Annotated in this window: 28 protein-coding genes and 1 pseudogene; 16 read left to right on the top strand and 13 right to left on the bottom strand. The window is 59.6% G+C overall.

Translation table 11 applies throughout. The annotated features are described in order from the left end of the window. Window positions 1–85: 85 nt before the first annotated feature. Complete coding sequence (locus tag HY308_05835; protein MBI3897805.1) at window positions 86–664, top strand: lytic transglycosylase domain-containing protein; 579 nt, start codon at window positions 86–88, stop codon at window positions 662–664. A gap of 144 nt (window positions 665–808) precedes the next feature. Here HY308_05835 and HY308_05830 read toward each other — a convergent pair whose 3' ends face one another. Further along, window positions 809–1,078: an acylphosphatase gene (locus tag HY308_05830; GenBank protein ID MBI3897804.1), complete on the bottom strand. Its 270-nt coding sequence runs from the start codon at window positions 1,076–1,078 to the stop codon at window positions 809–811. Beyond that, window positions 1,075–1,581 (bottom strand): TlpA family protein disulfide reductase, encoded by a 507-nt coding sequence (locus HY308_05825; protein ID MBI3897803.1) that lies wholly within the window; start codon window positions 1,579–1,581, stop codon window positions 1,075–1,077. The genes HY308_05830 and HY308_05825 overlap by 4 nt, the downstream gene beginning before the upstream one ends. A 40-nt stretch (window positions 1,582–1,621) precedes the next feature. On the opposite strand from HY308_05825, the gene HY308_05820 reads away from it, so the two are divergent. The 4 genes from HY308_05820 to HY308_05805 are packed head-to-tail and all read left to right on the top strand — an operon-like array spanning window position 1,622 to window position 5,695. Next, window positions 1,622–3,016 carry an aspartate ammonia-lyase gene (locus HY308_05820; protein ID MBI3897802.1) on the top strand — a complete coding sequence of 465 codons (1,395 nt, stop codon included), beginning with the start codon at window positions 1,622–1,624 and terminating at the stop codon, window positions 3,014–3,016. Between the two features lie 60 nt (window positions 3,017–3,076). Next, a complete protein-coding gene (locus HY308_05815) occupies window positions 3,077–4,708 on the top strand; it encodes a hypothetical protein (protein ID MBI3897801.1) in 1,632 nt (543 codons plus the stop codon). 10 nt (window positions 4,709–4,718) lie between these two features. After that, complete coding sequence (gene wrbA, locus HY308_05810) at window positions 4,719–5,318, top strand: NAD(P)H:quinone oxidoreductase (GenBank protein MBI3897800.1); 600 nt, start codon at window positions 4,719–4,721, stop codon at window positions 5,316–5,318. Next, a complete protein-coding gene (locus tag HY308_05805) occupies window positions 5,315–5,695 on the top strand; it encodes a DUF2069 domain-containing protein (protein MBI3897799.1) in 381 nt (126 codons plus the stop codon). The genes wrbA and HY308_05805 overlap by 4 nt, the downstream gene beginning before the upstream one ends. Here HY308_05805 and hda read toward each other — a convergent pair. The 5 genes from hda to HY308_05780 all read right to left on the bottom strand — a co-directional run bounded on the left by hda (window position 5,661) and on the right by HY308_05780 (window position 9,159). Next, on the bottom strand, window positions 5,661–6,425 hold the full coding sequence (gene hda / locus HY308_05800; GenBank protein ID MBI3897798.1) for a DnaA regulatory inactivator Hda: 765 nt from the start codon (window positions 6,423–6,425) through the stop codon (window positions 5,661–5,663). The two genes, HY308_05805 and hda, sit on opposite strands and share 35 nt — an antisense overlap. Window positions 6,426–6,456: 31 nt before the next feature. Further along, entirely contained in the window at window positions 6,457–7,005 is a 549-nt protein-coding gene (locus HY308_05795; protein ID MBI3897797.1) for a hypothetical protein, read from the bottom strand. A 26-nt stretch (window positions 7,006–7,031) separates the two neighbouring features. Beyond that, a complete protein-coding gene (locus tag HY308_05790) occupies window positions 7,032–7,370 on the bottom strand; it encodes a hypothetical protein (GenBank protein ID MBI3897796.1) in 339 nt (112 codons plus the stop codon). A 135-nt stretch (window positions 7,371–7,505) separates the two neighbouring features. After that, window positions 7,506–8,597 carry an AI-2E family transporter gene (locus tag HY308_05785; protein MBI3897795.1) on the bottom strand — a complete coding sequence of 364 codons (1,092 nt, stop codon included), beginning with the start codon at window positions 8,595–8,597 and terminating at the stop codon, window positions 7,506–7,508. Then, window positions 8,590–9,159 (bottom strand): CDP-alcohol phosphatidyltransferase family protein, encoded by a 570-nt coding sequence (locus tag HY308_05780; GenBank protein ID MBI3897794.1) that lies wholly within the window; start codon window positions 9,157–9,159, stop codon window positions 8,590–8,592. The genes HY308_05785 and HY308_05780 overlap by 8 nt, the downstream gene beginning before the upstream one ends. A 12-nt stretch (window positions 9,160–9,171) precedes the next feature. Between HY308_05780 and purM the strand changes: the two genes are divergently transcribed. Further along, window positions 9,172–10,350, top strand: coding sequence for a phosphoribosylformylglycinamidine cyclo-ligase (purM, locus tag HY308_05775; protein MBI3897793.1), 1,179 nt, complete (start codon window positions 9,172–9,174; stop codon window positions 10,348–10,350). Window positions 10,351–10,354: 4 nt separating this feature from the next. Next, window positions 10,355–11,023 carry a phosphoribosylglycinamide formyltransferase gene (locus HY308_05770; protein ID MBI3897792.1) on the top strand — a complete coding sequence of 223 codons (669 nt, stop codon included), beginning with the start codon at window positions 10,355–10,357 and terminating at the stop codon, window positions 11,021–11,023. 3 nt (window positions 11,024–11,026) lie between these two features. Here HY308_05770 and HY308_05765 read toward each other — a convergent pair whose 3' ends face one another. Continuing rightward, on the bottom strand, window positions 11,027–11,464 hold the full coding sequence (locus HY308_05765) for an NUDIX hydrolase (GenBank protein MBI3897791.1): 438 nt from the start codon (window positions 11,462–11,464) through the stop codon (window positions 11,027–11,029). A gap of 151 nt (window positions 11,465–11,615) precedes the next feature. Here HY308_05765 and HY308_05760 point away from each other — a divergent pair, with 151 nt between their 5' ends. Further along, entirely contained in the window at window positions 11,616–12,800 is a 1,185-nt protein-coding gene (locus HY308_05760) for a transposase (protein MBI3897790.1), read from the top strand. Between the two features lie 65 nt (window positions 12,801–12,865). Here HY308_05760 and HY308_05755 read toward each other — a convergent pair whose 3' ends face one another. Beyond that, window positions 12,866–13,465, bottom strand: coding sequence for an HNH endonuclease (locus HY308_05755; protein ID MBI3897789.1), 600 nt, complete (start codon window positions 13,463–13,465; stop codon window positions 12,866–12,868). A 166-nt stretch (window positions 13,466–13,631) separates the two neighbouring features. On the opposite strand from HY308_05755, the gene HY308_05750 reads away from it, so the two are divergent. Then, entirely contained in the window at window positions 13,632–14,393 is a 762-nt protein-coding gene (locus tag HY308_05750) for a TSUP family transporter (protein ID MBI3897788.1), read from the top strand. Window positions 14,394–14,454: 61 nt separating this feature from the next. Here HY308_05750 and rpmG read toward each other — a convergent pair whose 3' ends face one another. The 3 genes and pseudogenes from rpmG to radC all read right to left on the bottom strand — a co-directional run bounded on the left by rpmG (window position 14,455) and on the right by radC (window position 15,630). Next, window positions 14,455–14,622: a 50S ribosomal protein L33 gene (gene rpmG, locus HY308_05745; protein ID MBI3897787.1), complete on the bottom strand. Its 168-nt coding sequence runs from the start codon at window positions 14,620–14,622 to the stop codon at window positions 14,455–14,457. Window positions 14,623–14,634: 12 nt separating this feature from the next. Then, window positions 14,635–14,871, bottom strand: coding sequence for a 50S ribosomal protein L28 (gene rpmB, locus HY308_05740; GenBank protein ID MBI3897786.1), 237 nt, complete (start codon window positions 14,869–14,871; stop codon window positions 14,635–14,637). Window positions 14,872–14,950: 79 nt separating this feature from the next. Then, window positions 14,951–15,630, bottom strand: a pseudogene (radC, locus tag HY308_05735) (DNA repair protein RadC). A gap of 195 nt (window positions 15,631–15,825) precedes the next feature. Here radC and HY308_05730 point away from each other — a divergent pair. Then, window positions 15,826–16,548 carry a response regulator transcription factor gene (locus HY308_05730; GenBank protein ID MBI3897785.1) on the top strand — a complete coding sequence of 241 codons (723 nt, stop codon included), beginning with the start codon at window positions 15,826–15,828 and terminating at the stop codon, window positions 16,546–16,548. Here HY308_05730 and HY308_05725 read toward each other — a convergent pair. Further along, window positions 16,529–18,310 (bottom strand): response regulator, encoded by a 1,782-nt coding sequence (locus HY308_05725; protein ID MBI3897784.1) that lies wholly within the window; start codon window positions 18,308–18,310, stop codon window positions 16,529–16,531. The two genes, HY308_05730 and HY308_05725, sit on opposite strands and share 20 nt — an antisense overlap. A gap of 245 nt (window positions 18,311–18,555) precedes the next feature. Between HY308_05725 and HY308_05720 the strand changes: the two genes are divergently transcribed. The 6 genes from HY308_05720 (at window position 18,556) to HY308_05695 (ending at window position 24,551) form a co-directional block, all read left to right on the top strand. Beyond that, window positions 18,556–18,999, top strand: a complete 444-nt coding sequence (locus HY308_05720; GenBank protein MBI3897783.1) for a hypothetical protein — start codon at window positions 18,556–18,558, stop codon at window positions 18,997–18,999. Window positions 19,000–19,024: 25 nt separating this feature from the next. After that, entirely contained in the window at window positions 19,025–19,999 is a 975-nt protein-coding gene (locus HY308_05715) for a hypothetical protein (protein MBI3897782.1), read from the top strand. 391 nt (window positions 20,000–20,390) lie between these two features. Further along, window positions 20,391–21,623, top strand: coding sequence for a bifunctional phosphopantothenoylcysteine decarboxylase/phosphopantothenate--cysteine ligase CoaBC (gene coaBC / locus HY308_05710; protein ID MBI3897781.1), 1,233 nt, complete (start codon window positions 20,391–20,393; stop codon window positions 21,621–21,623). After that, window positions 21,580–22,035, top strand: coding sequence for a dUTP diphosphatase (dut, locus tag HY308_05705; protein ID MBI3897780.1), 456 nt, complete (start codon window positions 21,580–21,582; stop codon window positions 22,033–22,035). Before coaBC ends, dut begins: the two co-directional genes overlap by 44 nt. 123 nt (window positions 22,036–22,158) lie before the next feature. Next, window positions 22,159–23,076 (top strand): GGDEF domain-containing protein, encoded by a 918-nt coding sequence (locus HY308_05700; GenBank protein ID MBI3897779.1) that lies wholly within the window; start codon window positions 22,159–22,161, stop codon window positions 23,074–23,076. Window positions 23,077–23,141: 65 nt separating this feature from the next. Continuing rightward, window positions 23,142–24,551 (top strand): phosphomannomutase/phosphoglucomutase, encoded by a 1,410-nt coding sequence (locus HY308_05695; GenBank protein MBI3897778.1) that lies wholly within the window; start codon window positions 23,142–23,144, stop codon window positions 24,549–24,551. Window positions 24,552–24,775: the final 224 nt, after the last annotated feature.

The raw sequence follows: 24,775 nt of genomic DNA, 5'->3' as shown, positions 1-24,775 counted from the left end.
CGATCTACCGCCCTCCAAACCGCCAAGGCTGGCACCGGCGGCGGTGAGCGCTATGCTTCCTCCTAAAACAAAGTCCATTTTTCGAATGCCGTCGCTATTTCGCCTTCCGGTCCTCGCTGGCCTCTATTTCATCGGCAACATCGCGTTAGCCGCGCCGCCGCGCGCCGCGGTCGACCCCGAGTTGCGGGCGACGCTGATACGCGCGGTCAACGAATCGGCGTCGTTTCCCGATCGGTTCGAAGCCGAGGTATGGCTCATGGATATGTCGCGGCGCTTGGAACCGAAGCTGCCGCAAACGCAATACCGCATCGATTTCTTGAAGCAGGTGCACCACGAAGCGACCCGCGCCGGTTTGAGCCCAGAGCTGGTGCTGGCAGTGATCGAGGTGGAAAGCAACTTCAATCCATTCGCCATCTCCAACGTCGGCGCGCGTGGGCTGATGCAGGTGATGCCATTCTGGCTGAAGGAAATCGGTAAACCGGGCGACAGTCTGTTCCGCACCCAAACCAACCTGCGCTATGGCTGCACCATCCTTAAATATTATTTGAACAAAGAGAACGGCAATCTGGCGAACGCGCTGGCACGTTATAACGGCAGCCGCGGGCGCTACACCTATCCGGCGTTGGTGAATCGTGCGTTAAAGACGCGCTGGTACCGACAGTAGCGAGTTACGATTCGCCCTAGGAATTTATTCTGGCGTCTCCCTCTCCCCTTGCGGGAGAGGGGTGGTAATAGGCCCCCTCTCTCCTGTCCTCTCTCCCGCAAGGGGAGAGAGGAACGCTGCGATTAAGCGGTATGGAAACCCCTGCTAACGAATTTCAAAATCGTCGAACAATATTGGCGCTGCTTCCGAAATCGCCACTTGTTCCACCCGCGCCGCCGACGGTCCCTTCCACAACCAGCGTTCGAATTCGGCCAACGTCGAGGCGTCACCACAGGCGAGCGCCTCGACGCGACCATCGTCCAAATTGCGCACCCAGCCGGTGAGCCCGAGTCGACGCGCCTCATCACAGGCACTAGCGCGGTAATAAACACCCTGCACACGTCCGGAAACATAGTAATGTCGACACACCGTCATCGCCGAATTCCCCGTAACGCATCGAGCAACTGCTCGATGCCCTTTTGATCCATCGCCCCTATGCGGATCGCCCTGAACGCGCCATTCGGCGCGAAGAAATAATAAGTCGGCGTGGCAATAAAGGGGCGACCGCTCAATCGCATCGGATCGCGCGTATCGCCGATGAGAATAGGAAAGTTGAGGGAATGCACGGCGATAAAATCTTCGACCCGCTGCCGCTGCCAATGACCGTCGATCGATAGACCGAGAACGCGCAGGCCGTCATGCTTGTGCGCCTCGTAAAAAGACGTCATATGATGGATCTCACGCTGACAAACCAGGCAATCCACCGACCACACCATTACCACCGTCCACCGTCCGTGACCGATAAATTCGCGGGCATCGCGGCGCTTGCCGTTCGGCTCTTGCAATACCAGCAACGACCCGGCGGCGCTCAGTAGCGGAATCAGTAACAATATCGTCAGCCACCAGCGACGACGTCCGACATGTTTCAATGCAGTCAACGGAGCACGACCTTATAATCCAAACCGATTGGAGCTTCCCATGACCCAAGCGACGCGTACCGAAAAAGACACGCTCGGCGAATTTCCGGTTCCAGCCGATGCGTGGTACGGCATCCAGACGGCGCGCGCCGTCGCCAACTTCCCTATCTCCGGCCGTTGCGCCGATCGCGATTTCATTATCGCCCATGCGCGCATCAAGCGCGCCGCTGCCGTCGCCAATCAGACGGCCGGCTGGCTGGAGCCGCGCCTAAGCAGCGTCATTGTCACGGCCGCCGATCAAATCGTCGACGGACAACATCACGATCAGTTCGTGGTCGATCGGTTCCAGGCCGGCGCCGGCACCAGTCACAACATGAACACCAACGAAGTGATCGCCAACCTGGCGAACGTTGCGCTCGGCGGCAAGCGCGGTCAGTACCAGCCGGTGCATCCGAACGACCACGTCAACATGAGTCAGAGCACCAACGACACGATCCCGACGGCGATCCGGTTGGCAGCACTGGCAAAGTTGCCGCGGCTGCTAGTGGCAATCGAAGCGATGGCGACCGAGTACGAACGCTTGGGCGCGCGCGAGGCGGCGACTGTTAAGAGCGGGCGCACGCACTTACAAGACGCCGTGCCGACGACGGTCGGGCGCGTGTTCGGTGCTTACGCGTGGACCTTGCGCCGTTGCGCCAGCGAGTTGGCCGCTAATCGGCCAACGCTCGCCGAGATCGGTCTCGGCGGTTCAGCGGTCGGCACCGGGCTCAATACAGCGCCGAATTACAGCGATCGGGCCGCTCAGGAACTGGCGCGCCTGACCCACGAGCCGATCAAACCGGCGGCGAATCTCACGGCGCAGATGCAATCGATGATGGACGTGCAGCGGCTATCGAACGGCGTGCGGCTGCTCGCCCTCGAGCTCACGCGTATCAGCAACGATATGCGGCTGCTCGCCTCCGGCCCGCGCACCGGTCTGGCCGAAATCGAATTGCCGCCGGTACAACCAGGCTCGTCGATCATGCCCGGCAAGGTCAACCCGGTCATGTTCGAGATGCTGAACCAGGTGTGTTATCAGGTGCTCGGCCAAGACGCCGCGGTCGCGTACATGACGCAGGCCGGTCAGCTCGAGCTTAACGTGCTGATGCCGGCGCTCGGCTCGGCGCTGTTCGACGCGCTCGATTGGCTGACGCATGCCATCGACGCCGCCACCGAGAAAGGTCTGAAAGGTCTAAAGGTCGACCGCGAACGTTGCCGATACTATGCTCACACCAGTGTCGGCTTGGCGACGTTGCTGAACACATCGATCGGCTATACCGCCGCGGCCGAAGTCGCCAAAGAATCGGCACGCACCGGCCGATCGGTGCGCGATATCGTCGCCGAAAGAGGGCTGATGACGACGGCCGAGTTCGAACGCTTGGTCGAACAAGCGGCACTCGCCGGGGTGGCGAAGTAGCCGCGATTCAGTTGCTGGCGCTGCTTTGGCCGCCAGACGAACACGGGGGCAGCATAATCTATGACGCTTCAACTCTCTGTTCCGAGCATCTCGACCCGGCTACTCACCGACGTCGAACAACGACCGGCCAAAGTCGAAAAATGGCTGGCGACGTTACCGTTACTGAACGTGACCGAGACCGGGCATAAGCTTCACTCCACGCTTAATACTTATAACCGAACCACGCTCGAACCGGCGTTGCGGCTAAAGCTGCTCGAGCTGTATCGCGCGCCGATCAAACAGATCGGGCTGGAATTGCAGAAACAATACGTCGGCTTGCCGCTGCCGCTGTCGGAGCGGCACAAGAGCATCGCCGAACAGAACCGCGAATTTCAGGTAGAGCTGGCGCACGGTTACAAACAAATCGTATTGGCGCATGCCAACGCGTTGACACCGAAAACCTTCAAGGAAGCGGTCGAATTAGCGCTGCCGGTACAACGAGCGATTCGTCATCTCACCGAGGTTGTGCTGACCTCGCATCTGTCGTACTCGCCGGTACCGCCGGGCGTCTGGCGCGAGATTCATCAGCTCTATCGTCACGCCGAGCAATTACATCTGACCATCGCGCAAATCGACGATCCGCTCAACGGCGCGCGCGGTAAAGGCACGATCGCCGACGCCTACAAGCATGCGTTGCTGATCGACCTCGGCGACCCGTATCACTTACCGTCGCGCATGATCGCCAAGATCGACCAGTATCTCGACAGTTACGCCGATCTGGCGGTGCTGCAAGCAGCGGCGGCACGACCGGAACCGAATTGCCAATTCCTGATCGATCTCGAAGACGACCGCGCCGGCATGATCGACAGCGCCGACATCGTGCTGCAGCAACCGGCGCGTTATCGCCTGCTCAATACGTTCGATCTCGCGCGCTCGATCCACGCGCAGATCACGCAGTTGCAAAGCGGGCGCACGCCGGAAGTCGCCGGACTGCCGGCGAATTATTTCAAAGACGGCGGGCAGGAAATGTTAGTCCGGCTCATCAACGTCTGGGGCATCAATCCGAAGCGCGCATTTCGCCGCAACGAACGCGGTGACGCCAAAGCCGATATCGCTATCGGCGTCGATGCGATTAATTTCTGGCTGCATGGTGGGCGCAAGCTCCTCCAAAGTTCGATCGATGTCGGACCGGTACGGGAACGCCATAGCGTCGGCACCTTCGGTGGACAAATCGGCGCCGGCACGGCGAACGTGCATGAATACTCCAACTGGGACGTCGACGACGAAAGCGCCGGCGGCATGTCGCTCAGCAAGGTGGGTACCATTCGCCGGCGCGTACGCGTCGGCGATGTCGTCGCTATTCGATTAGTCGGAACCGAAACCTGGACCATCGCCGTTGTACGCTGGTTGAAGAGCCCGAATCCGTCGAATGTGGAAATGGGCACGCAACGCTTAGCGCCGACCGCACGGCCGGTGTTGGTCAAAGCCGTCGCCGGCGAGAAAGAAGAATCGGATTTCCTGGCGGCACTGCTGCTGCCGGCAATTCCGGCACTGAAGGAGCCGGAGACGCTAGTGATCCCGCCGAATTTGTTTCGTCCCGACCGCGTAATTTTTTTGGACGACGGCGCCCTGCTCACTCGCATCGTCGCCAAGCAGGTGCTCGAATCGGCCAGCGGTTTCGACCGCGTCGCCTTCGCCACCGATTCCCCGTAAGATCGCGCCCGTGTCGGACATCCTCGTGCTGTACTACAGCCGCCATGGCGCCTTGCGCGACCTGGCCAATCACATCGCCCGCGGTATTGAACAAGAGGCGGTGACGGCGCGCGTGCGCACGGTACCGGAAGTGTCGCCGGTCAGCGAAGCGACCGCCGACGCAATTCCGGCCGATGGCCCGCCGTACGTCACGCTCGACGATCTGCGCGAATGCATCGGCCTCGCCCTCGGCAGCCCAACCCGCTTCGGCAACATGGCGGCGCCGCTCAAGCATTTTATCGATAGCACCAGCCCGATCTGGTTATCGGCAACATTGGTTGGCAAACCGGCGGCGGTGTTCACGTCGTCGACCAGCATGCACGGCGGCCAAGAATCGACGCTGCTGTCGATGATGCTGCCACTGTTGCATCACGGCATGGTGATTGTCGGCCTACCCTACTCCGAGCCGTCGCTCATGAGCACCCAGAGCGGCGGCACCCCCTACGGCGCCAGCCACGTCGCCGGCCGCGGCGATGCGCCGTTGACCGATGACGAGGCCCGCTTGTGCCGCGCGCTCGGCCGGCGGCTGGCACAAACCGCGCTCGCCCTGGCGACGGCGAAATCACAATGACACCGATGACCTTGCATCGGCGGCTGGCGTTCAGTAGCTATCTCGGATTGCTGGCGATCGTCATCGCCTGGGAATTATTGGCGGCGCCGGCGACGCCGCTGCCACGGCTGTTCTGGGTCGGCGTGAAGGCGCTGCCGCTGCTGTTGCCGCTTTATTGGCTGGCCCGCGCCAGCGCCTACGCGCACGTGTTGGCGGCGCTGCTGGTGCTGCTCTATTTCTGCGACGGAGTGGCGCTGCTGTACGGCGGGATAAAAGTGGGTGGTCCAGCGGCGCTCGGCTTCGGCGCCGCCGAAATCGCGGCGGCGCTGGCGTTCATCGCCAGCAGCAGCTTCTACGCCCGCTTCAGTCTGCGCGCTGCCGCTCGAGCTGCTGGATAAAGGGAATCGTCACACGCCGCTGGCTCGCGAGCGCCGCCCGGTCGACACGATCGAGCAACGCGAACAACGACGGCAAATCGCGCGGATGGCGGCTAAGGATATAGCGCGCGACATCCACTGGCATTTCCAATCCTTGGTTACGCGCGCGCAGGCGGAACGCCTCGATCTTGGCGTCGTCGTCCAACGGCTTGAGCTGATAGACCGGCCCCCAACCAAGGCGCGTTGCCAAATCCGGCAACTGCAATCCGAGGTGCGCCGGTCCGGCACTGGCGGCGGCAACGATGCGCGCACCGGTGCCGCGGGCGCGCTCGCATAACGCAAACAACGCCAACTCCCACGCGCGGTCGCCGCTGACGCGTTGCAGATCGTCGAGACAAACCAGATACGCGTGCTCCGCTTCTTCCAGTATCGCCGGCAATAAGCCCGGCACCGCCAACGGTAGATACAACGCCACTCTCGTCGCCGCTTGTACCTCGCGACAGGCAGCTTGCAACAAATGCGTCTTGCCGCTCGCGTTCTCTCCCCAGAGAAACAACAACCGCGGCCCGCTGACCGTCGGCGGATCAGCCAGCAACGCGCGCAGGCGCTCGACCACTTCGCGATTGTCACCGCCGCAGAAGTTGTCGAACGAGGCGCGGTCGTTGAGCCTGAGATTGAGCGATAGCTGCTGGTTTACCAAGTCGCGGGCACGCGTGAAAGACCGAGCTGCAGTATAAAAGTCGGCCCGCATGAAATCGACATCGGCGCTTATGCGCGCGCGGTCACGGCGAGCTGTTATTCAACCCCGCACCGCTATTGCCGACCAAGCCGGCCCCTGAATTGCCGACCAGCCCAGACGTCGTGCCGAGCTTCGCGCCCGAGAGATTCAACGGCGCCGTACCGGCCGCGGGGCGCATTGCCGCGACCGGATTGCCACCGGCGGTGTTCGACGCCCAGATCGGTTTGTTGCCTTCCTGGTAGATGACGAGATTACCGTCGTTTTGCATCACCAGCCGCGCCGGCTTGCCGCGATTGCTGCCGGATGACCATACCGGACGATTGCCGTCATAGATGACGAGGTTGCCGTCGCCTTGCATGACCAGCGTGTTACCGCGTTTGCCGTTGGTGCCGGATGCCCAAAGCGCCTGCTTCGGCCCATAGACGACGAAATTTCCGTCGCCTTGATATATCGCCCGGTACTGGCCGTCGCCGGAGACGAGCTGCTGATTCGGCGACAGCCGCGCATTGGTCGCGAGCGTATCGGCGGCGAATACCGCGCCGGTGACGATCGTGGACAGCAAACACATGACGCTGACAAATAGCTTACGCATAACGAAACCTCCTGGTTGAAGGCGCATCAACTCCCGCATGCTTGACAGAGCCACGTGACCACGTGGTGCCAACCGCGATAGTCGTACTCGAAACGGATCGAGCCATGCCCGAGGATCTTTCCTGGCCCCCACAACTTGGACTCGGACAGCACGAGCTTGCCGTCGGCAACGCGCCAGCGACCGCGGGTGGAAGAATATTGATAGCTGCCGTCGGCGTTCAGCGCAAGCCGCGGCATATTACGACACGAGCCGGCACCACCGGAGACGTTGTACGAGGCACAGCGATAAGTACCGGCCACGGCGGCCTCCGCCTCGAAGGCGGCGAAACCGACGACCGCGGCCAAAACGATTGCCGCCCGTTTCACCTTGCCCCGTCTCATTGGTTCCCGCAGCGCTGATTGGAATAAGTAAGTAAAAAATAGTCGCGGATTGCGCTTTCGCAAGAAGGTGTCGGAACACCGCGCGCGCGATGGCGGAACCGTGGGAACGACGGTCGCGGGTCAGCGCGTCTCGGCGTCGTTGCCGGCGCGGGTGCGCCTCGCACGCGGCGCTTTCGGCGGTGGCGCGATATAGCTGCGATGCAAATAGCCGAGCCACACCTTCAATGCCGCCGCTGCCGGCAATGCCAACAACACACCGAGAAAACCAAACAACTGACCGAAGGCCATCACGGAAAAGATCACAGCGACCGGATGCAGGCCGATGCGACTACCGACGAAGCGCGGCGTCAGCACGTAACCCTCGACCAGATGCGCGATAAAGAACACCAGGAATACCCAGAGCAACACCATCGGTTGCTGGAACTCGATATAAGCGGCGATGCCGGCGGAGAAAATGCCGACGGTGAAGCCCAAATACGGCACAAAGCTCACCAGCCCGGCGACGATGCCGATCGGTAATGCCAAGTCGAGACCGATGAACAACAAGCCAACCGAATACATGGCGGCGAGACCTAACATCACCAACAACTGCCCGCGCAAAAAACTGCCGAGCACTTCGTCGGTCTCGCGTGCCAAATGCGCGATCGTCGGCCGCGCCGACGGCGGAAACAATTCGAGCGCGAGTACCTGCAACCGTTCCCAATCGAGCAGCAAATAGAACGTCACGATCGGCACCAATGCCAAATTGACGAACCACAGCACGACGTGGAGACCGGAGGTCGTGAATTTGCTCAGCGCGAGCTTGAGAAAGTTGGCGATCTCCTGCCAATGCAACACCGCCATATCGCGCACATCATCGAAGTCCACCGGCATCGGTTGGCCGATCAAACTTTCTATGCGGGGAATCAGCGTGTCCTGCATCCAATCGAGGTGGTCCGGCAATTTCTGCGCGAACGCTGTCACTTGTCGCTGCAGCAACGGCACGATGAAGAACAGTAAGCCGGCGACGGCAACGATGAGCAATAAGAACACCAGCGCTACTGCTACACCACGCGGGATGCGCCGACGAGTTAAACGAAGCACCAATGGATTGGCGATGTAGGCGAACAACGCCGCCAGCAGAAACGGTGTCAGGATCGGCGCGAGCAAATACAGCAATACCCCGATGACGATGGCAAACACGAGCACAACGACCGCACGCGGACTATTCATGCATGTCAGGACTGCGATCTGACTCGATGTCTTTCATCACACCCCAGCGCCACAAATAATGCGCGCCACTGGCGACCGTCGATACGAGCACAGCAATCACCAACCATTGCATCGCTTGCGGATAGCTCTTGCCGGCAGCTTGTTCGGCCAACACGGCAACCACCAGCGTAATCTGCAACAACGTATTCACCTTACTCAACCAACTCGGCCGCATCTGCACCGGGCCGTACATCGACGTGTACAACAAATAACCACCGACGATCAGCAAATCGCGGAAGGCGACGACGATCACCAGCCACACCGGGAAGTGTCCGAGCACGGTCAACATCACATAGGCGCTGACCAGCAGGATCTTGTCGGCCGCCGGATCCAGGATCGCACCGAGCCGGCTGGCGTAGTGGAAACGTTTAGCGATAAACCCGTCGAGCCCATCGGACAGACCGGCGAGCGTGAATAGCAGCAAGGCGAAGGTATAGTTTCCGTCGTTCAGCAGCAGCACGAATGCCGGCGTGAGGGCGATACGCGACAGCGTGATGAGGTTCGGCAACTGCGACATGTTCATGCGGGAGTCCCCATGCTGCGACTTTCGGTGTTTTATGCGGCTGCCAGAGGAGACCGCACGCTAAAGGCGCTACCCCCTCCAAGTCAAGTTTGCGCCGCGCCGCGCTCGGCCCTACCATACGCACTCTCAAATTCCGGTCTTGCTCGCGTGAACCAGCCGCGCACTTCCCTGACTTATCGTGATGCCGGCGTCGATATCGATGCCGGTGATGCCCTCGTCGACGCTATCAAACCGATCGCCGCCCGCACCCAACGCCCTGGCGTTTTAGCGGGCATCGGCGGTTTCGGCGCGTTATTCCAGATTCCGCCGGGCACGTACCGCGAGCCGGTACTGGTGTCGAGCACCGATGGCGTCGGCACTAAGTTGAAACTGGCGATCGAGCTTAATCAACACGACACCATCGGCATCGATCTCGTCGCCATGTGTGTTAACGATGTCGTCGTCCAGGGCGGCGAGCCGCTGTTCTTCCTCGATTATTTCGCCACCGGCAAGCTCGACAACCGCGTCGCCAGCCGTGTTATCGCCGGTATCGGCGAAGGCTGCCGCCAGGCCGGTGCCGCACTGATTGGCGGCGAGACCGCAGAAATGCCGGGCATGTACACCGCTGCCGATTACGACCTGGCCGGCTTTTGTGTCGGTGTGGTCGAACGCGACAAGATCATCGACGGTTCGCTGGTAAAACCCGGCGACGTCATCATCGGTTTGGCCGCGACCGGCGCACATTCGAACGGCTATTCATTGGTGCGTCGCGTGGTCGAGCATTGCTATGCGCAGCTCGATCAACCGTTCGACGGCCGCACGCTCGGCGAAGCGCTGTTGACGCCGACACGCATCTACGTGAAGTCAGTGCTGGAATTGATCCGTGCAGTACCGGTACACGCTTGCGCCCACATCACCGGCGGCGGCATCCCAGGCAACCTGCCGCGCGTGTTGCCCAATGACACGCGCGCTGTTATCGATGCCCGTAATTGGCAACGACCGGCGATCTTCGATTGGCTGCAAAAAGGCGGCAACATCGACGACAACGAGATGTACCGCACGTTCAACTGCGGCCTCGGCATGATGATCGTGGTCGATGCCGCACACGCCGATATCGCCATCAAGGTGCTCACCAATGCCGGCGAAACGGTATTCCGTGTCGGCCACATCGAGCCCGGTACCGGCGAGCCTGAGGTCGTTATTCTCAAATAGCAGCATGGTCGGCACCCGCACACCACCCGCCTCCGCTCGCTGCCGGGTGGTGGTACTTATCTCTGGGCGCGGCAGTAATCTCGGTGCCATTGTCGACGCTGTCCAGCACGATGGCCTACCCATCGAGCTTTGCGCCGTCATCAGCAATCGTCCCGACGCCGGCGGCCTCGACATCGCACGGCAGGTTGGCATTACCGCCGAAGCACTCGACCACCGCCGTTATTCCGATCGCGACTCCTTCGACCGCGCGCTCATGGAACGCCTCGACAGTTATCGACCCGACCTGGTCGTGCTCGCTGGCTTCATGCGGGTCTTGGGTGCCGAATTCATCGACCACTACAGCGGCCGCCTGATCAATATTCACCCGTCGCTGTTGCCCGCCTTTCCCGGCCTACACACGCATCAACGCGCTCTTACCAGCGGGATGCAGCAACACGGGGCAACTGTGCACTTCGTCACACATGAGGTAGACAGTGGACCGATCATTGCGCAGGCGAGTGTGCCGATACTGGCCGACGATACCGCTGCCGAACTCGCGGCACGTGTACTGCAGGAAGAGCATCGACTTTACCCACTAGCGATTCGCTGGTTCGCCGAAGGTCGACTAAAAATTGCCGGCGACCATGTTTTACTCGACGGCCGCCGGCAGTCGATTCAAGGGTTGGTAACCTAAGATTCAAACCCGTAGCAGTGGCAACACACCATCGTGTCGGTAGGCCAAATAATCCGTGAGAATGGTGGCATGGTCGAATGCCAGCGGCGCCGGTAAATTCGTCGGATCGAATACGGCAACCGCGCGCGCATCATCCGCCGCCACTGGCTCCCCCTCTGCCTCGGCGATATAAACCAGCGACACTGTATGTCCGCGGGGGTCGCGCGTTGGATCCGAGTAACAACCGAGCAATCGAAGTAAACGAACTTGAAGACCGGTCTCTTCTTGAGCCTCACGAATCGCCGCGCGCTCGACTGTCTCACCGACATCAACAAAACCGCCCGGCAACGCCCAGCCATGAGGCGGATTGCGCCGTTCGATAAGGACAATCGGCCTGTTCGGGTGACCACTAAGCTCAATTACGATATCGGCAGTTAATCGCGGAGTAACCGGTGCGGCCATAATATTTCTCGGTAAAAAATGTAAGATACTGATCTTACAGCGGTTTAACAGGTGCCGTTTGACGCCTAAAAGATTTTCAGCAGCTAGGGCGACGGAAGTTTAGGTTATACTGTCCGAGACAGTCATCCTTCCTCTAAGGGCTCACAAATTCATGCTAGATGGACTCATTGATCTGCCGTGGTGGGGCTATATCGTCGTTGCTCTCGTTTCGACTCATATCACCATCTCTGCCGTCACTATCTTTCTTCATCGCCACCAGGCCCATCGGGCGCTGGATTTGCATCCGATAGTCAGCCATTTCTTTCGCTTTTGGCTCTGGCTCACTACCGGCATGGTGACGAAGGAATGGGCAGCGATTCACCGCAAACACCACGCAAAGGTCGAAACCCCGGAAGATCCCCATAGCCCGGTGACGCATGGCATTAAAAAGGTTCTGTGGGACGGCACCGCGCTTTACCGTCAGGAATCGAAGAATGCTGAAACCATGGCTAAATATGGCCATGGAACGCCGGATGATTGGGTGGAGCGGAACATCTATACCCGGCATAGCGCCCGCGGCATTGTCCTTTTAGTGATTATCGACCTCATTCTGTTTGGGCCAATAGGCCTTACGATCTGGGCGGTGCAGATGATCTGGATCCCGTTCTTCGCCGCCGGCGTTATTAACGGTATCGCTCACTACTGGGGTTATCGTAATTACGAGGTCCAGGATGCCAGCACAAACATCTCGCCCTGGGGCATCATCATTGGTGGTGAAGAGTTACACAACAATCACCATACCTTCCCGAGCTCGGCCAAACTGTCCTCCAAGTGGTGGGAGTTCGATATCGGCTGGTTTTATATCCGCACGATGGAAATTTTCGGCCTGGCGCGGGTCAAGAAGATTCCGCCGGAGCTACTCGTTGGCCAGGTGAAGCCACAAGTCGACCTCGAGACTGTGAAGGCCGTCATTGCCGGGCGCTTCCATCTCATGGCCGAATTTGCCCGTGAAGTCATGCACCGCGTACATCGCGAAGAGCTGAAAAAGGTCAGCCCCGCCGAGCGCACGCTGCTGAAACGCGCCAAACGGTTGTTGGTCCGCGAAGCCACCTTGCTCGACGAACCGAGCCGCACCGGTCTGAAAAAGGTGTTGGAAGCAAATACCCAACTCAACACGGTGTACTCGATGAAAGAGAAGCTCGCCGACATCTGGCAGCGCTCGGCAACGACGCAGGAGCATCTGCGCCACGCCATCGAGGAATGGTGCCGCCAAGCTGAGGCTACCGGCATTCAGTCGCTGCGCGACTTTTCCGTCAAGATTCGTGCATATCGGTTGGCATCGTCCCCTTCCAGCTGAAACAAGCGACATCTAGAACCAAAAAACCCGCCGATGGCGGGTTTTTTGTTATATCGCCCGAGGAATTAAATCAGCCGCGACAAGCGTTGATGCAGCGGACTCGTGTGCGGGAAGTGCGCCAGCAGAAACTCCATTTGATCTGCCAACACACGTTTTCCCTGCAGATAGATGTATTCCGCATGGGTCGGCACGAATGGCACTGCCAGGAGTTCCATGCCGGCCTGCTCCGGGGTCCGCCCCGCCTTACGATTGTTGCAACGCTTGCAGGCGGTGACCACGTTCTTCCAGGAGTCGTTGCCCCCCTTGCTGAGCGGATGGATGTGGTCGCGCGACAGGCCACGCGCTGAAAACTGCCCACCGCAATACATACACATGTGCGCATCACGCGCGAACAGCGCCTGGTTGTTGAGCGGTGGAATGTAGTGCGCGCGCGACCTTAGGGCCGCGTGGCTATCGCCATGCGTGGCAACGATCGAATTGACTTCGATGAGAGAGCGCTCGCCGGTGATGGCGTTGTAGCCGCCGTAAATCTGATAGAGCGGCACGCCCAGTGAAAAAACCACCTGGCCTAAATAATACGCCCGCACTGCCTCCTTAAAGTCGATCCATTCGAGCGGGATCCCGGAAGCATCGGTTCGAAGTACTTGTTGACTCAATGCGTACACAAGCCAACCCTTCTGAAGGGATAATGCTGCATTATTTATGTCAGAAAAATAGTAACTTGTATAGCCTTCGTGTTCGCTGACCTACGTTGAAGTTTAGCCCGCAAATGATGAAAAAGCGCGGATAAACGGCGGATGGCAACTCCCCAGGAGGAAATGACATCTGGAACTGCTATTTCTCGGGGTATTCGCGTTTCTCGCTGGGTTCGTTGACGCCGTCGTCGGCGGTGGCGGATTGATTCAAATCCCAGCGCTTTTTACCGCCTACCCTCAGGCAAGCCCGGGCACACTGTTCGGTACTAACAAAATGGCTAGCATCTGTGGGACGTCGGTAGCCACAGTTCGGTATGCCCGTGGCGTGAGATTCCGTTGGCCGATGCTACTTCCAGCGGCGCTCGGCGCTCTTATCTTTTCCTTCTTAGGGGCTCGTGCGGTCAGCCACCTGCCAGTAACGGCGGTTCGACCCTTGGTGCTCGCTCTGCTAGTTGTGGTAGCGGTTTATACCTTCAGAAAGAAAGATCTTGGCTCGATTCATGGACCCCGTCTCGAAGGAACGGCGGAGAAATGGGCCGGGCTAGCAACAGGCGCCGTGCTTGGCTTTTACGATGGCTTCTTCGGCCCAGGGACCGGTACTTTTTTAATCTTCGTGTTCGTGCGCTACTTTGGCTACGACTTTCTAAATGCTTCGGCAAGCGCCAAAGTTATCAACACAACGACAAATTTGGCGGCCCTCTTGTATTTCTTACCTACCGGCAACGTGCTGTGGCTAACCGTAGCAATCATGGCGGCCGCCAACATTACCGGATCGATCACCGGCAGCCATATGGCACTGACGCGCGGAACGCCCTTTATTCGTCGACTGTTCTTAGGCCTGCTGACGGTACTTACGCTGAAATTCGGCTACGACACCCTGGCCTTATTCACCCCCTAACCGTAAAAAAACAAAACCCGGCACACGGCCGGGTTTTGCGAGTAAACGACCGAGGGGCCGATTACTTGATCTTGGCTTCTTTGTACATAACGTGCTTACGAACCACCGGGTCGTACTTCTTGAGTTCAAGCTTGTCCGGCATCGTGCGCTTGTTCTTGGTGGTGGTGTAGAAATGTCCCGTATTGGCGCTCGAGACTAGCTTAATCTTTTCGCGAATTGCCTTGGCCATGATATGTGCTCCTTAAACCTTCACGCCTTGGGCGCGCATCTCGGCGAGCACGGCATCGATACCCTTCTTATCGATGGTCCGCAGTCCCTGGTGCGATAGCCGCAGGCTTACCCAACGCTTTTCGCTCTCCACCCAAAGACGGCGGTAATGCAGATTCGGCAGAAAGCGGCGTTTGGTTCTGTTGTTGGCGTGCGAGACATTGTTGCCAACGCGTACGCGCTTGCCGGTAACCTGACAGACTCTGGACATAACAAATGCTCCGGGTGCGGCCGAAAAAGGAGCGGTTTTATACCAGAATCCCGGAGCCGAGGATAGCCCCGGCGGGTATCTATAAGAGTCCGCGCTCACTGAAAGAGACCCACTCTCCATCCCCGACCACAATATGGTCCAGGACCCGCACGTCGATCAGGCCCAGGGCTTCGGTCAGGCGTTCGGTCAGGACCTCGTCCGCCCGGCTAGGCTCGGCCACCCCCGACGGGTGATTGTGGACCAGAATGGCAGCAGCGGCATTGAGCTTCAGTGCCCGCTGTACGACTTCGCGCGGATACACGGCGGTGCCGCTTAAGGATCCCCGGAACAGCTCTTCAAACGCCAGCACCCGATGACGGTTATCGAGAAATAGGCAGCAAAACACCTCGTAAGTCCGGTCACGCAAGCATGCCTGCAGAAAGTTGAGCGTCTCATTGGGCTGGGCGACTCCAACGCGGCGCCGCGGACCAATTTGGCTTCGAGGTGGCGCCGGCCGACTTCGAGCGCTGCCACCAGCTGCACATACTTCGCCTCCCCCAAGCCCACCGCTTCGCACAGGGACTCGCGGCTGGCGGTGAGAAGATTGCGCAATCCGCCGAAGCGCGTCAGCAGCTCACGCGCTAGGTCGACCGCGGTCTTGCCGCGCACGCCGGTGCGCAAAAAGATGGCGAGCAGCTCGGCGTCGGACAACGCCTCGGCGCCGCGCGCCAATAACTTTTCGCGCGGGCGCTCGGCCTCGGGCCAGTCGGTGATTGCCACGGTAATATCCTGTGCGTTTCTGGTTTTTATCCGTAAGATTGAGACTCTAGTCGATGCGCAATCTGCCCACAAACAGATCGGCACCTTCGGGCAACCGCTACACCGTTAGGTCTGCAAGCGCTTGGGCGATACTCGGGGTGGAATACGGAAACTAGGAAGTTAACCGAACGTGATACTTTTATGGGAGCGTATTACATGAGCAACTTCGGCGAACCTATTCTTAGAATTACACGGACAATCCATCCGACTTTCAAAACGGTGGATGCGAATGCTACGGCGCTCGTCGTAGACGATCACCCGCTATATCGCGACGCCCTTGTACAACTGCTGGAAGCGATTCTCGGCGATTCTGGCGCCGTCGCTGCCGACTCGGCCGAGCAAGGTCTGCGCATCGCGACGACGCTACCGGAATTACGTTTAGTAGTGCTTGATATCGGTCTACCCGGATTGAGCGGAACCGATGCCATCGTCGCGTTCCGGCGCGCCTGCCCGAAAACAGCGATGATGGTGATCTCCGCATCGGACGATCGCCGCGATGTCGACGCCGCCTTTAGCGCCGGCGCAAAAATTTTTGTCTCGAAGACGGTTCCAACGCAAGATTTGGCTGAAATCGTCTGCCGCGTGTTGACCAGCGAACCGGCGAACCCGGAATGGATCGTGTCGCCAGGCAAAACGGCTTTTTTGCGAAAGTCGTTGCCTGTGCTGACGGCACGACAACATGAAATTCTCAGTCTTCTGTCGAATGGTTATTCGAATAAAGAAATTGGATTGCGCGCCGGCCTCGCCGAAGTAACGGTAAAAATGCATGTCTCGTCGATCTTCCGCCTGCTCGGCGTCACTAACCGCACCCAAGCGGTGCTGGTAGCGCGCCGATTAGGGCTAGGTACGCAACAGCCGCTCACGAGTCACACCGAATAACGATTCCGCTGCTCTCGCTGACGACCTGGCGCTTGATCGAACTCGACAAGATCTGGATCAGTTCGGTTTGCTCAACCGGCTTGTGCAAAACGGGTAAGCCGCTTGCGGTAATCTCCTGAATACGCTCCGCCGCCGTATCACCCGTAATGAGCAACGCCGGAATGTCTTCGTTGAATTCCATCCGCAGTGCCGCGACCGCATCGACCCCACTTTCTTCACCTCGTAGTCGGTAATCGCAAATGAGCGCATCCGGCACGCGCGCGCTTGTCGCCAGCCGCGCGATCGCCGCCGCCGCGGACGCCGCGGTGACGACCTGGCAGCTCCATTGCTCGAGTAATGTACGCGTGGCGTCAAGAATCAGTTCTTCATCATCGATCACGACGATCAGCGCACCGGCTAGTCGATCGACGCCCAGCGTGCTCGTGATGCTCGGCTCTGTCGCTGGCTGTTCTTCCGGCGCTGCCCGCAACACGTCGACGGCGAACATCGATCCTCGTCCGGGTGACGATATCAGCGTAATCGGAGTGGCCAGCAATCTCGCCAGGCGCTGCACGATCGCAAGCCCAAGCCCCAAGCCTTTCGTGCGATCGCGCTCGGGATTGCCCAGCTGGTAGAACTCCTCGAACACCGCGTGCCGCTTGTCCGACGGAATACCCGGGCCGGTATCGTAGACTGCCAACCGCAGCAACGCGCCACGGCGACGGTAGCCGACGAGTATTCTCCCGTGCTCGGTATAACCCACGGCGTTGGCCACCAAGTTGCAAAGAATGCGCTCGACCATCGCCGCGTCGCAACGCACGAATGCCGAGCTCCGGGCAAAACGTAACTCAAGTCCCTTCGCTCGCGCTTGCGGTTCAAACTGGACCCGGAGATGTTCGAAGATCGGCGCAATGGGAAACACACGAATCTGCTGCTGCACGGCACTGGCATCGAGACGCGACATGTCGAGCAACGCCCGGAACATCTCGTCCATGGTTTGCGCGCACTGGTGGGTCTTGGCGAGCAACGCATGCGCCTTAGCAGATAGCTGGAATGCCGCGAGCGTGCCGAGATATAAGTTAATCGCGTGCATCGGTTGCCGCAGATCGTGACTGGCGGCGGCGAGGAAACGCGATTTCGCCAAATTGGCCCCCTCAGCGGCGTCCTTTTCCGTTCGCAGCTCGTTAATCAGATCGATGTTTTCGAAACGCAAACGCAGCGATTCGACAATGGTGCGATTGAAGCGCCGCGCCGCCAACAGGATCAAGATGACAAAAATCAAAAGTAAACCGGCATCGGCCGCCGGCAAGTTCACATGACCGACGGCGATCATGATAAGAACGGGAACGCACAGCGGTAGATACGCTGACAGGAACACCGGATAGTAGGCGCCGTAGCTGAACATCGCGACCACGCCGAACAGCGCAATGCCGAATCCGAGAAAGAGTTGCTGCAGCTGCTCGGGTCCACGCGACAGAATCACGAAAACCGCGGCGCCCCAAAGACCAGACGTGATCGCCGAACCCAACCACATGCGCCGCAACCAACGACGCGCGACGCCGGGCGTGAACTCTACGCCGCGAAACCGGCGCCACTCGTAAAAGCGGTAAAACGATTGCACCGACGCCAATCCCAGCCAGGCGATCAGGCGCTCGTGCGCGGCGCTCGGCCAATACACCAACACGGAGAAGCAGACGGCGGCGAAACTGCCGCCGACGCCGATGCGCAATCCCCGATGGAGATAGCGCGCCTGCTCCGCCATGACCGCTTCGTCGATATTCATCGATGGCCTTCTCTTGTCATGCGATCCGATAGTTTTCTTTCTCGCCAACGCTACGTCGTTCTACCCTCCACGAATCAATTTAAAATCTACGCCTGCGAGTTGGGATACGCTTTCGTATAGACGATTGCATACTTCTGTACAGATGTAACGCGATGGGCCTATGCACGACGATTACGACCGAATCATACCTTCCAAATGAAGGGTTTTATACTTCTATCCCCATCGTCATCTATGGAGACATCACCATGACCTATGCCGTCAAACCCAAGCAACGCGCAGCGCGCATGCCTCGCGCACTATTGACAAGCACCGCATTTACGTTCGCGACGCTTGCCTGTGCAACTGCCCTGGCCGACTTCCCGATCGCCACCGTCTACGGCACCGGCTCGTCCCTCAATGTGCGCGCATCGGCGTACAACAGCGCCACGCCCGGCACCACCGACATCATCGGCCAGCTCTACGACGGCGACAACGTGCTGATTTATTGCCAAACCGAAGGCCGCTGGATCTACGGCGCCTGGGGGTGGACGAACATATGGGACCACATGTCGTACGCGATCTACGACGCATCGTCTGGCATGTGGGCCGGCGTGCAAGCGCCGGCGGATCGCGGCGGCTGGAACAACGGTGATGTCACCGACGGTTATATCTACACCGGCAGCAACGGCTTCGTCGCCGGGCACTGCTGACTCGAGCGTCGAGCGAGGATTTAGAATGAAGCGTTACGCCTCCGCGGTTTTCTCTGTCATCACCCTCGCCGCCGGATTTGCCGCCGGCGTCGGGACCGTGCTATGGCGCGAGGGCGCGCAGTCCTCGCGCCGCGCCGATGCCGCGGTGACGATACCATCGGCGGCGACCGCGAACTGCAATGCGCGGCCGTCTTCCACAAGCTCTCTCTCGAGCGCCACCGCGACCAAATCGAAAGTTTCCGCCGCGGAGCTGCTCGAGCGGCTGACCGCGGCCTTGAATACCAACGCCATCGATGCCGCGACGTTTTTGCAGTTACACCGACTCGCGCAAACCGACCCGTCAGTGTTGCGCGAGCTCATGGGGCGCTACGAGTCGCAACCGGATAAGCGCAGCATACTCAAATCGCTGCTCGCTGGCGTCGCATCTCCGGAGCTGGTCGAATTCTCACTCAAGCTAGCAAGCTCTGCCGACACGGCGTCGCGCCAAAAAGGATTCGCGCTGCTGCGCAATTTGCCGATCGAGAACCGCGTGTCGGACCTGGTCGCCGCAGCGCTGCAAAGCGAAAAAGATCCTGCCGTGCTAAGCCAGGTGGTCGCAGCGCTCAAGCGCCCAGGCGAGGTCGAACCGGACCAGGCGCAAGCGGTCGTGACGCGACTCGCAGAATTGGCGCAAGCCGACGATCCAACGTTGCGCGGCGAAAGTCTGCGCGCGCTGGCCGCATGGGACCGCAGCGGCAACCTCGCCGAACAACGCCTGTACGAGGCGTTGTCGGACTCTGCCGGCGAAGTACGCAATGCGGCCTTCGCCGCCATCCATGAAACTTCGACCAGCTCGTCGCGGCTGAAAAGCGCGCTGCTTGGCATCGCCCGCAACGACAACGAGCCCCTCGAAACCAAGGCCGGTGCATTAGCGGCGCTGCAACGCTGCTCGCTCAGCCGCGAAGAATACACCGTGTACAGCAGGATAAGCGCCGACGTCGTCGGCCGACTGGAACGCTGAATGCGATCGGCGTTGACTACGCGTGCCCGATGGCAAACGCATTAGTGTCGGCGCAACCGTGATCGAGCGCGAACACCACGCACATGGATGAAACGCCGGAAATAAAAATCGGCGCGCTAGATGCCTTAAAACATTTCTCGCTCAACAAGGAAGAGCACGCGAGCTATAATCAAGCAAACGCACAGACCTCGAGTTTCCGACAAAAAACATCGAGATAGACCCCCTAACCGACATCGATAGCAATCTGTTAGCCGACCAACCGACCAGCGTCGACGAACGATCGCGCAAAGAAAGATGGTAATTTGCGGAGAAATCGCTACCCGCGCACTCGCATTGCGTACGGGTTGTCGACCTCTCGCACAACCGCCGCCGCGCCATTACACTCTGGCGCATGAGCAGGCTCATCAACAAACGCATCCTAGTCGGCGTCACCGGCGGCATCGCCGCTTACAAGAGCGCCGACCTGGTGCGGCGACTGCGCGGCGCCGGCGCCGAGGTGCGGGTGGTGATGACGTTGGCGGCCAACGAGTTCATCACGCCGCTGACGCTGCAAGCCGTCAGCGGCCACCCGGTTTACCAGAAGCTGCTCGACACCGATGCCGAGGCCGGCATGGGCCATATCGAGATCGCGCGCTGGGCCGACGCGGTCTTGATCGCGCCGGCGAGCGCGGATTTTTTGGCGCGGCTGGTGCACGGGCGCGCCGACGATTTGTTGAGCGCGATCTGCCTCGCCACCGCGGCACCGGTCGCGGTCGCGCCGGCGATGAATCAGCAGATGTGGAGCAACGCCGCGACCCAGGAGAACCTGAAGCAGCTGCGCGCGCGCAAGCTGCGCGTGTTCGGCCCAGCGGCCGGCGAGCAGGCGTGCGGCGAGATCGGTCTCGGGCGCATGCTCGAACCGGTGGACCTGGTCGAGCAGGTCGCCGACCTGTTCGCCACCGGCGAGCTCGACGGCCTCAAGGTCGTCGTCACCGCCGGCCCCACCTGGGAAGCGATCGATCCGGTACGCGCTATCACGAATAAGAGCTCGGGCAAGATGGGCTACGCCGTCGCTACCGCCGCCGCCGAGGCCGGCGCACAGGTGGTGCTGATCTCCGGCCCGACCAACCTGCCCGATCCAGCACGGGTGCAGACGGTGCGTGTAATCAGTGCTGAAGAGATGTACCAAGCAGTGCAGGCGCAGCTAAACGACGTTCAAGTTTTTATTGGCGTCGCTGCGGTCGCCGATTACCGTCCGGTCAAGACCACCGCCCATAAAATCAAGAAAACTTCCGAACAGCTGACGATCGAGCTCGTACGCAACCCAGACATCTTAGCGGCCGTCGCCAAACACCAGCCGCGGATCTATACCGTCGGCTTCGCCGCCGAAACCGACGACCTTGAAACATACGCTCGTGCGAAACTGCAAACCAAAAATATCGACCTGGTCGCTGCCAACCTAGTCGGGGCCCAAGGTCTGGGCTTCGAGGCCGATGACAACGAGTTGCTGCTGGTTGATCGAACCGGCAGCACACCATTAACGCGCGCGCCCAAAGGCGCGCTCGCTCGCGCTCTCATCCACGAAATTGCCCTGAGGTACCATGCAGAAAGTAGAACTCAAGATTCTCGACAAGCGCGTCGGTAACGAATTCCCGCTGCCGCGATATGCCACCGATGGCGCCGCCGGCATGGATTTGTGCGCGTGTATCGACGAACACATTCATATCGCCCCGGGCGAGACGCATCTGATACCGACCGGTCTCGCTATCCATATTAAGGAAAAGCACATCGCCGCCGTGCTGCTACCGCGCTCAGGCCTCGGCCATAAGCACGGTATCGTACTTGGCAACTTAGTCGGCCTGATCGACGCCGACTATCAAGGGCAAGTTTTCGTGTCGCTGTGGAACCGCGGCGATCAACCGTTCACGCTCGAACCGGGCGATCGTATCGCGCAAATGGTGTTCGTCCCGGTGGTGCCGGTGCAGTTCGAGGTGGTCGACGAATTTGTGGCGACCCCCCGCGGTGCCGGCGGTTTCGGCCATACTGGCAAGAAATAGACACTTCCGACCAAGTATCCGCAAAGCTGCACCGTCGATACACCCCCCGCTGGCAGAGAGGTTCGGCCCTCTATACTGAGACGTAGAGAGTCAGGACGGCTTCTACGCCACAGGGGGCGGAACATGACGACCCAGTCGATCGGGCGACTATTTATAAAAGCGGGGGTACAGGTAGCGCTATGTCTCGCGCTCGCCGGTCTCACCGGCTACTTACTGATGATGGAACTAGCGGCAAACACCACACCGCTTTCCGCGCTCGCGCTATTTTATTCTGGACTCGCCGGTCTCACCGCCATCGGCATCGGCGTCGCTGTCTTCCGGCTCTATCGCGCGGTCCGCGCTGCCCTCGACAACGATATTCAATCGCTCGCGCGTATGTTTCAGGACGTGCGCGCTGAAGAAGTGCGCGAGCACTATCCCCTCGAGCTGCGCGAATTCAACGAAATTTTTCTATACCTGCGCGACTCCAGCAGTAAGCTGGTGCAAGAGAAAGCGGAACTCAAAGATCTCGGCCTCATCGATCATCTGTCGCAGCTCAGCAACCGTCGCCACTTCGAACGTCGTCTGCGTCGATTGTTCGATGCTAATAAATCACGCGGTACATCGTCGGTCCTGATTATCGACGTCGACTATTTCAAATCGGTAAACGACCAGCATGGGCACGACGCCGGCGATGCGTTGATCGTCAACTTTTCGAAAGCGCTACGTGCGTGCGTGCGCGAAAGCGATTTTCTCGCGCGGCTCGGCGGCGACGAGTTTTGCATCGTCTATCCCTACATGCCGGTGGAAAAGGCCGCGCAATTCGTGGAGCGACTGCGCCAACAATTGCCGCGCGAGGTCATGCTAACCCATGGCGTGGTTCATTCCCTGCGCTGGACCGGGGGCTTGAGCGCGATCTCGGATGACGACACGCAGTTCGACGAAGTTTTATGGCGCGCCGACAAAGCGTTGCTGTACGCGAAGGAAGCGGGTCGCAACAACACTAAGGTTTATCATCCTGCAAAAGGTTTGGAACGACACTCGCTGATGCTGGCGAGCTAACGCGCGGTAGCCGTCACCAGAGCCATTGTTTTACACTTGGACCTTGTATAAAAGAGAGGTCCAACATGTCCACCCCCGTTTCCACCGCGCGTCCGCAAGCAGTTTTACCGCCGCCCGAAATCTTCAAGGCTTATGACATCCGCGGTGTCGTCGGTCGCCAACTGACGGCGGAGATCGTCGAACGTATCGGCCATGCCATCGGCTCGGAAGCGCGCGCTCGCAACAGTCGTCGTTTTGCCGTCGGCCGCGACGGTCGTTTATCCGGACCAGAGCTCGTGCGCGCGCTCGCGCGCGGTTTGAACGCCGCCGGCTGCGACGTCGTCGACATCGGCCAAGTACCGACGCCGGTGCTCTACTTCGCCACGCATCATCTCGGCACCGGTTCCGGCATCAGCGTTACCGGTAGCCACAACCCGCCCGACTACAACGGCCTAAAAATCATGATCGCCGGCGAAACGTTGTCCGGCGATGCCATCCAAGCGTTACGCACGCGCCTCGAACACAACGACCTTACCCATGGCAGCGGCACAGTCAGCGCCATCGACGTGCGCAGCGCCTATCTCGAGCACATCGTCGATGACGTCAAACTCACCCGCAAGATGCGTATCGCTATCGATTGCGGCAATGGTGTCGCCGGCGCGGTCGCACCCGAGCTGTTTCGTCGACTCGGCTGTGAGCTGACAGAGCTTTATTGCGATGTCGATGGCAACTTCCCGAACCATCATCCCGATCCGAGCAAACCGGAAAATCTCGTCGATCTCATCAAGACCGTACGCCAAGGCGGCTACGACGTCGGTCTTGCATTCGACGGCGACGGTGATCGTCTCGGCGTCATCTCGCCGGACGGGAATATTATTTGGGCCGATCGGCAAATGATTTTGTATGCCCGCGACGTGCTCAAGCGCAATCCGGGCGGCAGCATTATTTTCGACGTCAAATGCTCGCGCACGCTCGCACAGGAAATTACTAAAGCCGGCGGCAAACCGCTGATGTGGAAAACCGGTCACTCGTTGATCAAAGCCAAGCTCAAGGAAACTGGCGCGCTACTCGCCGGCGAAATGAGCGGTCATATCTTTTTCAAAGAGCGCTGGTACGGCTTCGACGACGGCCTGTACGCCGGTGCCCGCCTGCTCGAGTTGTTGTCGCACGACCCGCGGCCGGTCGCGGAGATCTTCGCGTCGTTACCGAACACGGTGAACACACCTGAGCTCAATATCAAATTCGCCGAAGGCGAGCACCACGCTGCCATCAAGGAACTGGTCAAGCATGCCGATTTTGCCGATGCCCAGGTAACTACCATCGACGGCCTGCGTGTCGACTTCCCCGATGGCTTCGGTCTGGTACGCGCGTCGAACACAACGCCGATGCTGGTGTTGCGATTCGAAGGCGATACCGCAGAAGCCCTGAAACGCATTCAAGATCGCTTCCGCGATTTTCTTCGGCGCGTACGCCCCGACATTTCGTTGCCGTTTTAGCAGCCTACTAACGACGGTCGATTGACGATTGCTGCGCCCGTTCCCGGCGCAGCAATTGGAGGACTCCTACCAACCAATAGCGCCGATCAAATACCCATGCGCCTCTGAACCCTACATCCGCGCTATCTCGACACGCGCGGGCTAGTCGCCGCCTGGCGCGAAGCCCTGCTCGCGCGCGAGGTACTACGCGGCAACACTCGTGGTTATCGTCACCATCCGCAACT

It is taken from the genome of Gammaproteobacteria bacterium (genome assembly GCA_016199745.1).
Classification (GTDB): domain Bacteria; phylum Pseudomonadota; class Gammaproteobacteria; order Acidiferrobacterales; family Sulfurifustaceae; genus JACQFZ01.
This window is presented reverse-complemented; position numbering and strand designations above follow the sequence as displayed.

Coding starts and splice junctions, on each gene's coding strand:
- HY308_05835 (MBI3897805.1), top strand. CDS start 86: ATGCCGTCGCTATTTCGCCTTCCGGTCCTCGCTGGCCTCTATTTCATC.
- HY308_05830 (MBI3897804.1), bottom strand. CDS start 1,078: ATGACGGTGTGTCGACATTACTATGTTTCCGGACGTGTGCAGGGTGTT.
- HY308_05820 (MBI3897802.1), top strand. CDS start 1,622: ATGACCCAAGCGACGCGTACCGAAAAAGACACGCTCGGCGAATTTCCG.
- HY308_05815 (MBI3897801.1), top strand. CDS start 3,077: ATGACGCTTCAACTCTCTGTTCCGAGCATCTCGACCCGGCTACTCACC.
- HY308_05805 (MBI3897799.1), top strand. CDS start 5,315: ATGACACCGATGACCTTGCATCGGCGGCTGGCGTTCAGTAGCTATCTC.
- hda (MBI3897798.1), bottom strand. CDS start 6,425: ATGCGGGCCGACTTTTATACTGCAGCTCGGTCTTTCACGCGTGCCCGC.
- HY308_05795 (MBI3897797.1), bottom strand. CDS start 7,005: ATGCGTAAGCTATTTGTCAGCGTCATGTGTTTGCTGTCCACGATCGTC.
- HY308_05785 (MBI3897795.1), bottom strand. CDS start 8,597: ATGAATAGTCCGCGTGCGGTCGTTGTGCTCGTGTTTGCCATCGTCATC.
- HY308_05780 (MBI3897794.1), bottom strand. CDS start 9,159: ATGAACATGTCGCAGTTGCCGAACCTCATCACGCTGTCGCGTATCGCC.
- purM (MBI3897793.1), top strand. CDS start 9,172: ATGCTGCGACTTTCGGTGTTTTATGCGGCTGCCAGAGGAGACCGCACG.
- HY308_05770 (MBI3897792.1), top strand. CDS start 10,355: ATGGTCGGCACCCGCACACCACCCGCCTCCGCTCGCTGCCGGGTGGTG.
- HY308_05765 (MBI3897791.1), bottom strand. CDS start 11,464: ATGGCCGCACCGGTTACTCCGCGATTAACTGCCGATATCGTAATTGAG.
- HY308_05760 (MBI3897790.1), top strand. CDS start 11,616: ATGCTAGATGGACTCATTGATCTGCCGTGGTGGGGCTATATCGTCGTT.
- rpmG (MBI3897787.1), bottom strand. CDS start 14,622: ATGGCCAAGGCAATTCGCGAAAAGATTAAGCTAGTCTCGAGCGCCAAT.
- rpmB (MBI3897786.1), bottom strand. CDS start 14,871: ATGTCCAGAGTCTGTCAGGTTACCGGCAAGCGCGTACGCGTTGGCAAC.
- HY308_05730 (MBI3897785.1), top strand. CDS start 15,826: ATGAGCAACTTCGGCGAACCTATTCTTAGAATTACACGGACAATCCAT.
- HY308_05725 (MBI3897784.1), bottom strand. CDS start 18,310: ATGAATATCGACGAAGCGGTCATGGCGGAGCAGGCGCGCTATCTCCAT.
- HY308_05720 (MBI3897783.1), top strand. CDS start 18,556: ATGACCTATGCCGTCAAACCCAAGCAACGCGCAGCGCGCATGCCTCGC.
- HY308_05715 (MBI3897782.1), top strand. CDS start 19,025: ATGAAGCGTTACGCCTCCGCGGTTTTCTCTGTCATCACCCTCGCCGCC.
- coaBC (MBI3897781.1), top strand. CDS start 20,391: ATGAGCAGGCTCATCAACAAACGCATCCTAGTCGGCGTCACCGGCGGC.
- dut (MBI3897780.1), top strand. CDS start 21,580: ATGCAGAAAGTAGAACTCAAGATTCTCGACAAGCGCGTCGGTAACGAA.
- HY308_05700 (MBI3897779.1), top strand. CDS start 22,159: ATGACGACCCAGTCGATCGGGCGACTATTTATAAAAGCGGGGGTACAG.
- HY308_05695 (MBI3897778.1), top strand. CDS start 23,142: ATGTCCACCCCCGTTTCCACCGCGCGTCCGCAAGCAGTTTTACCGCCG.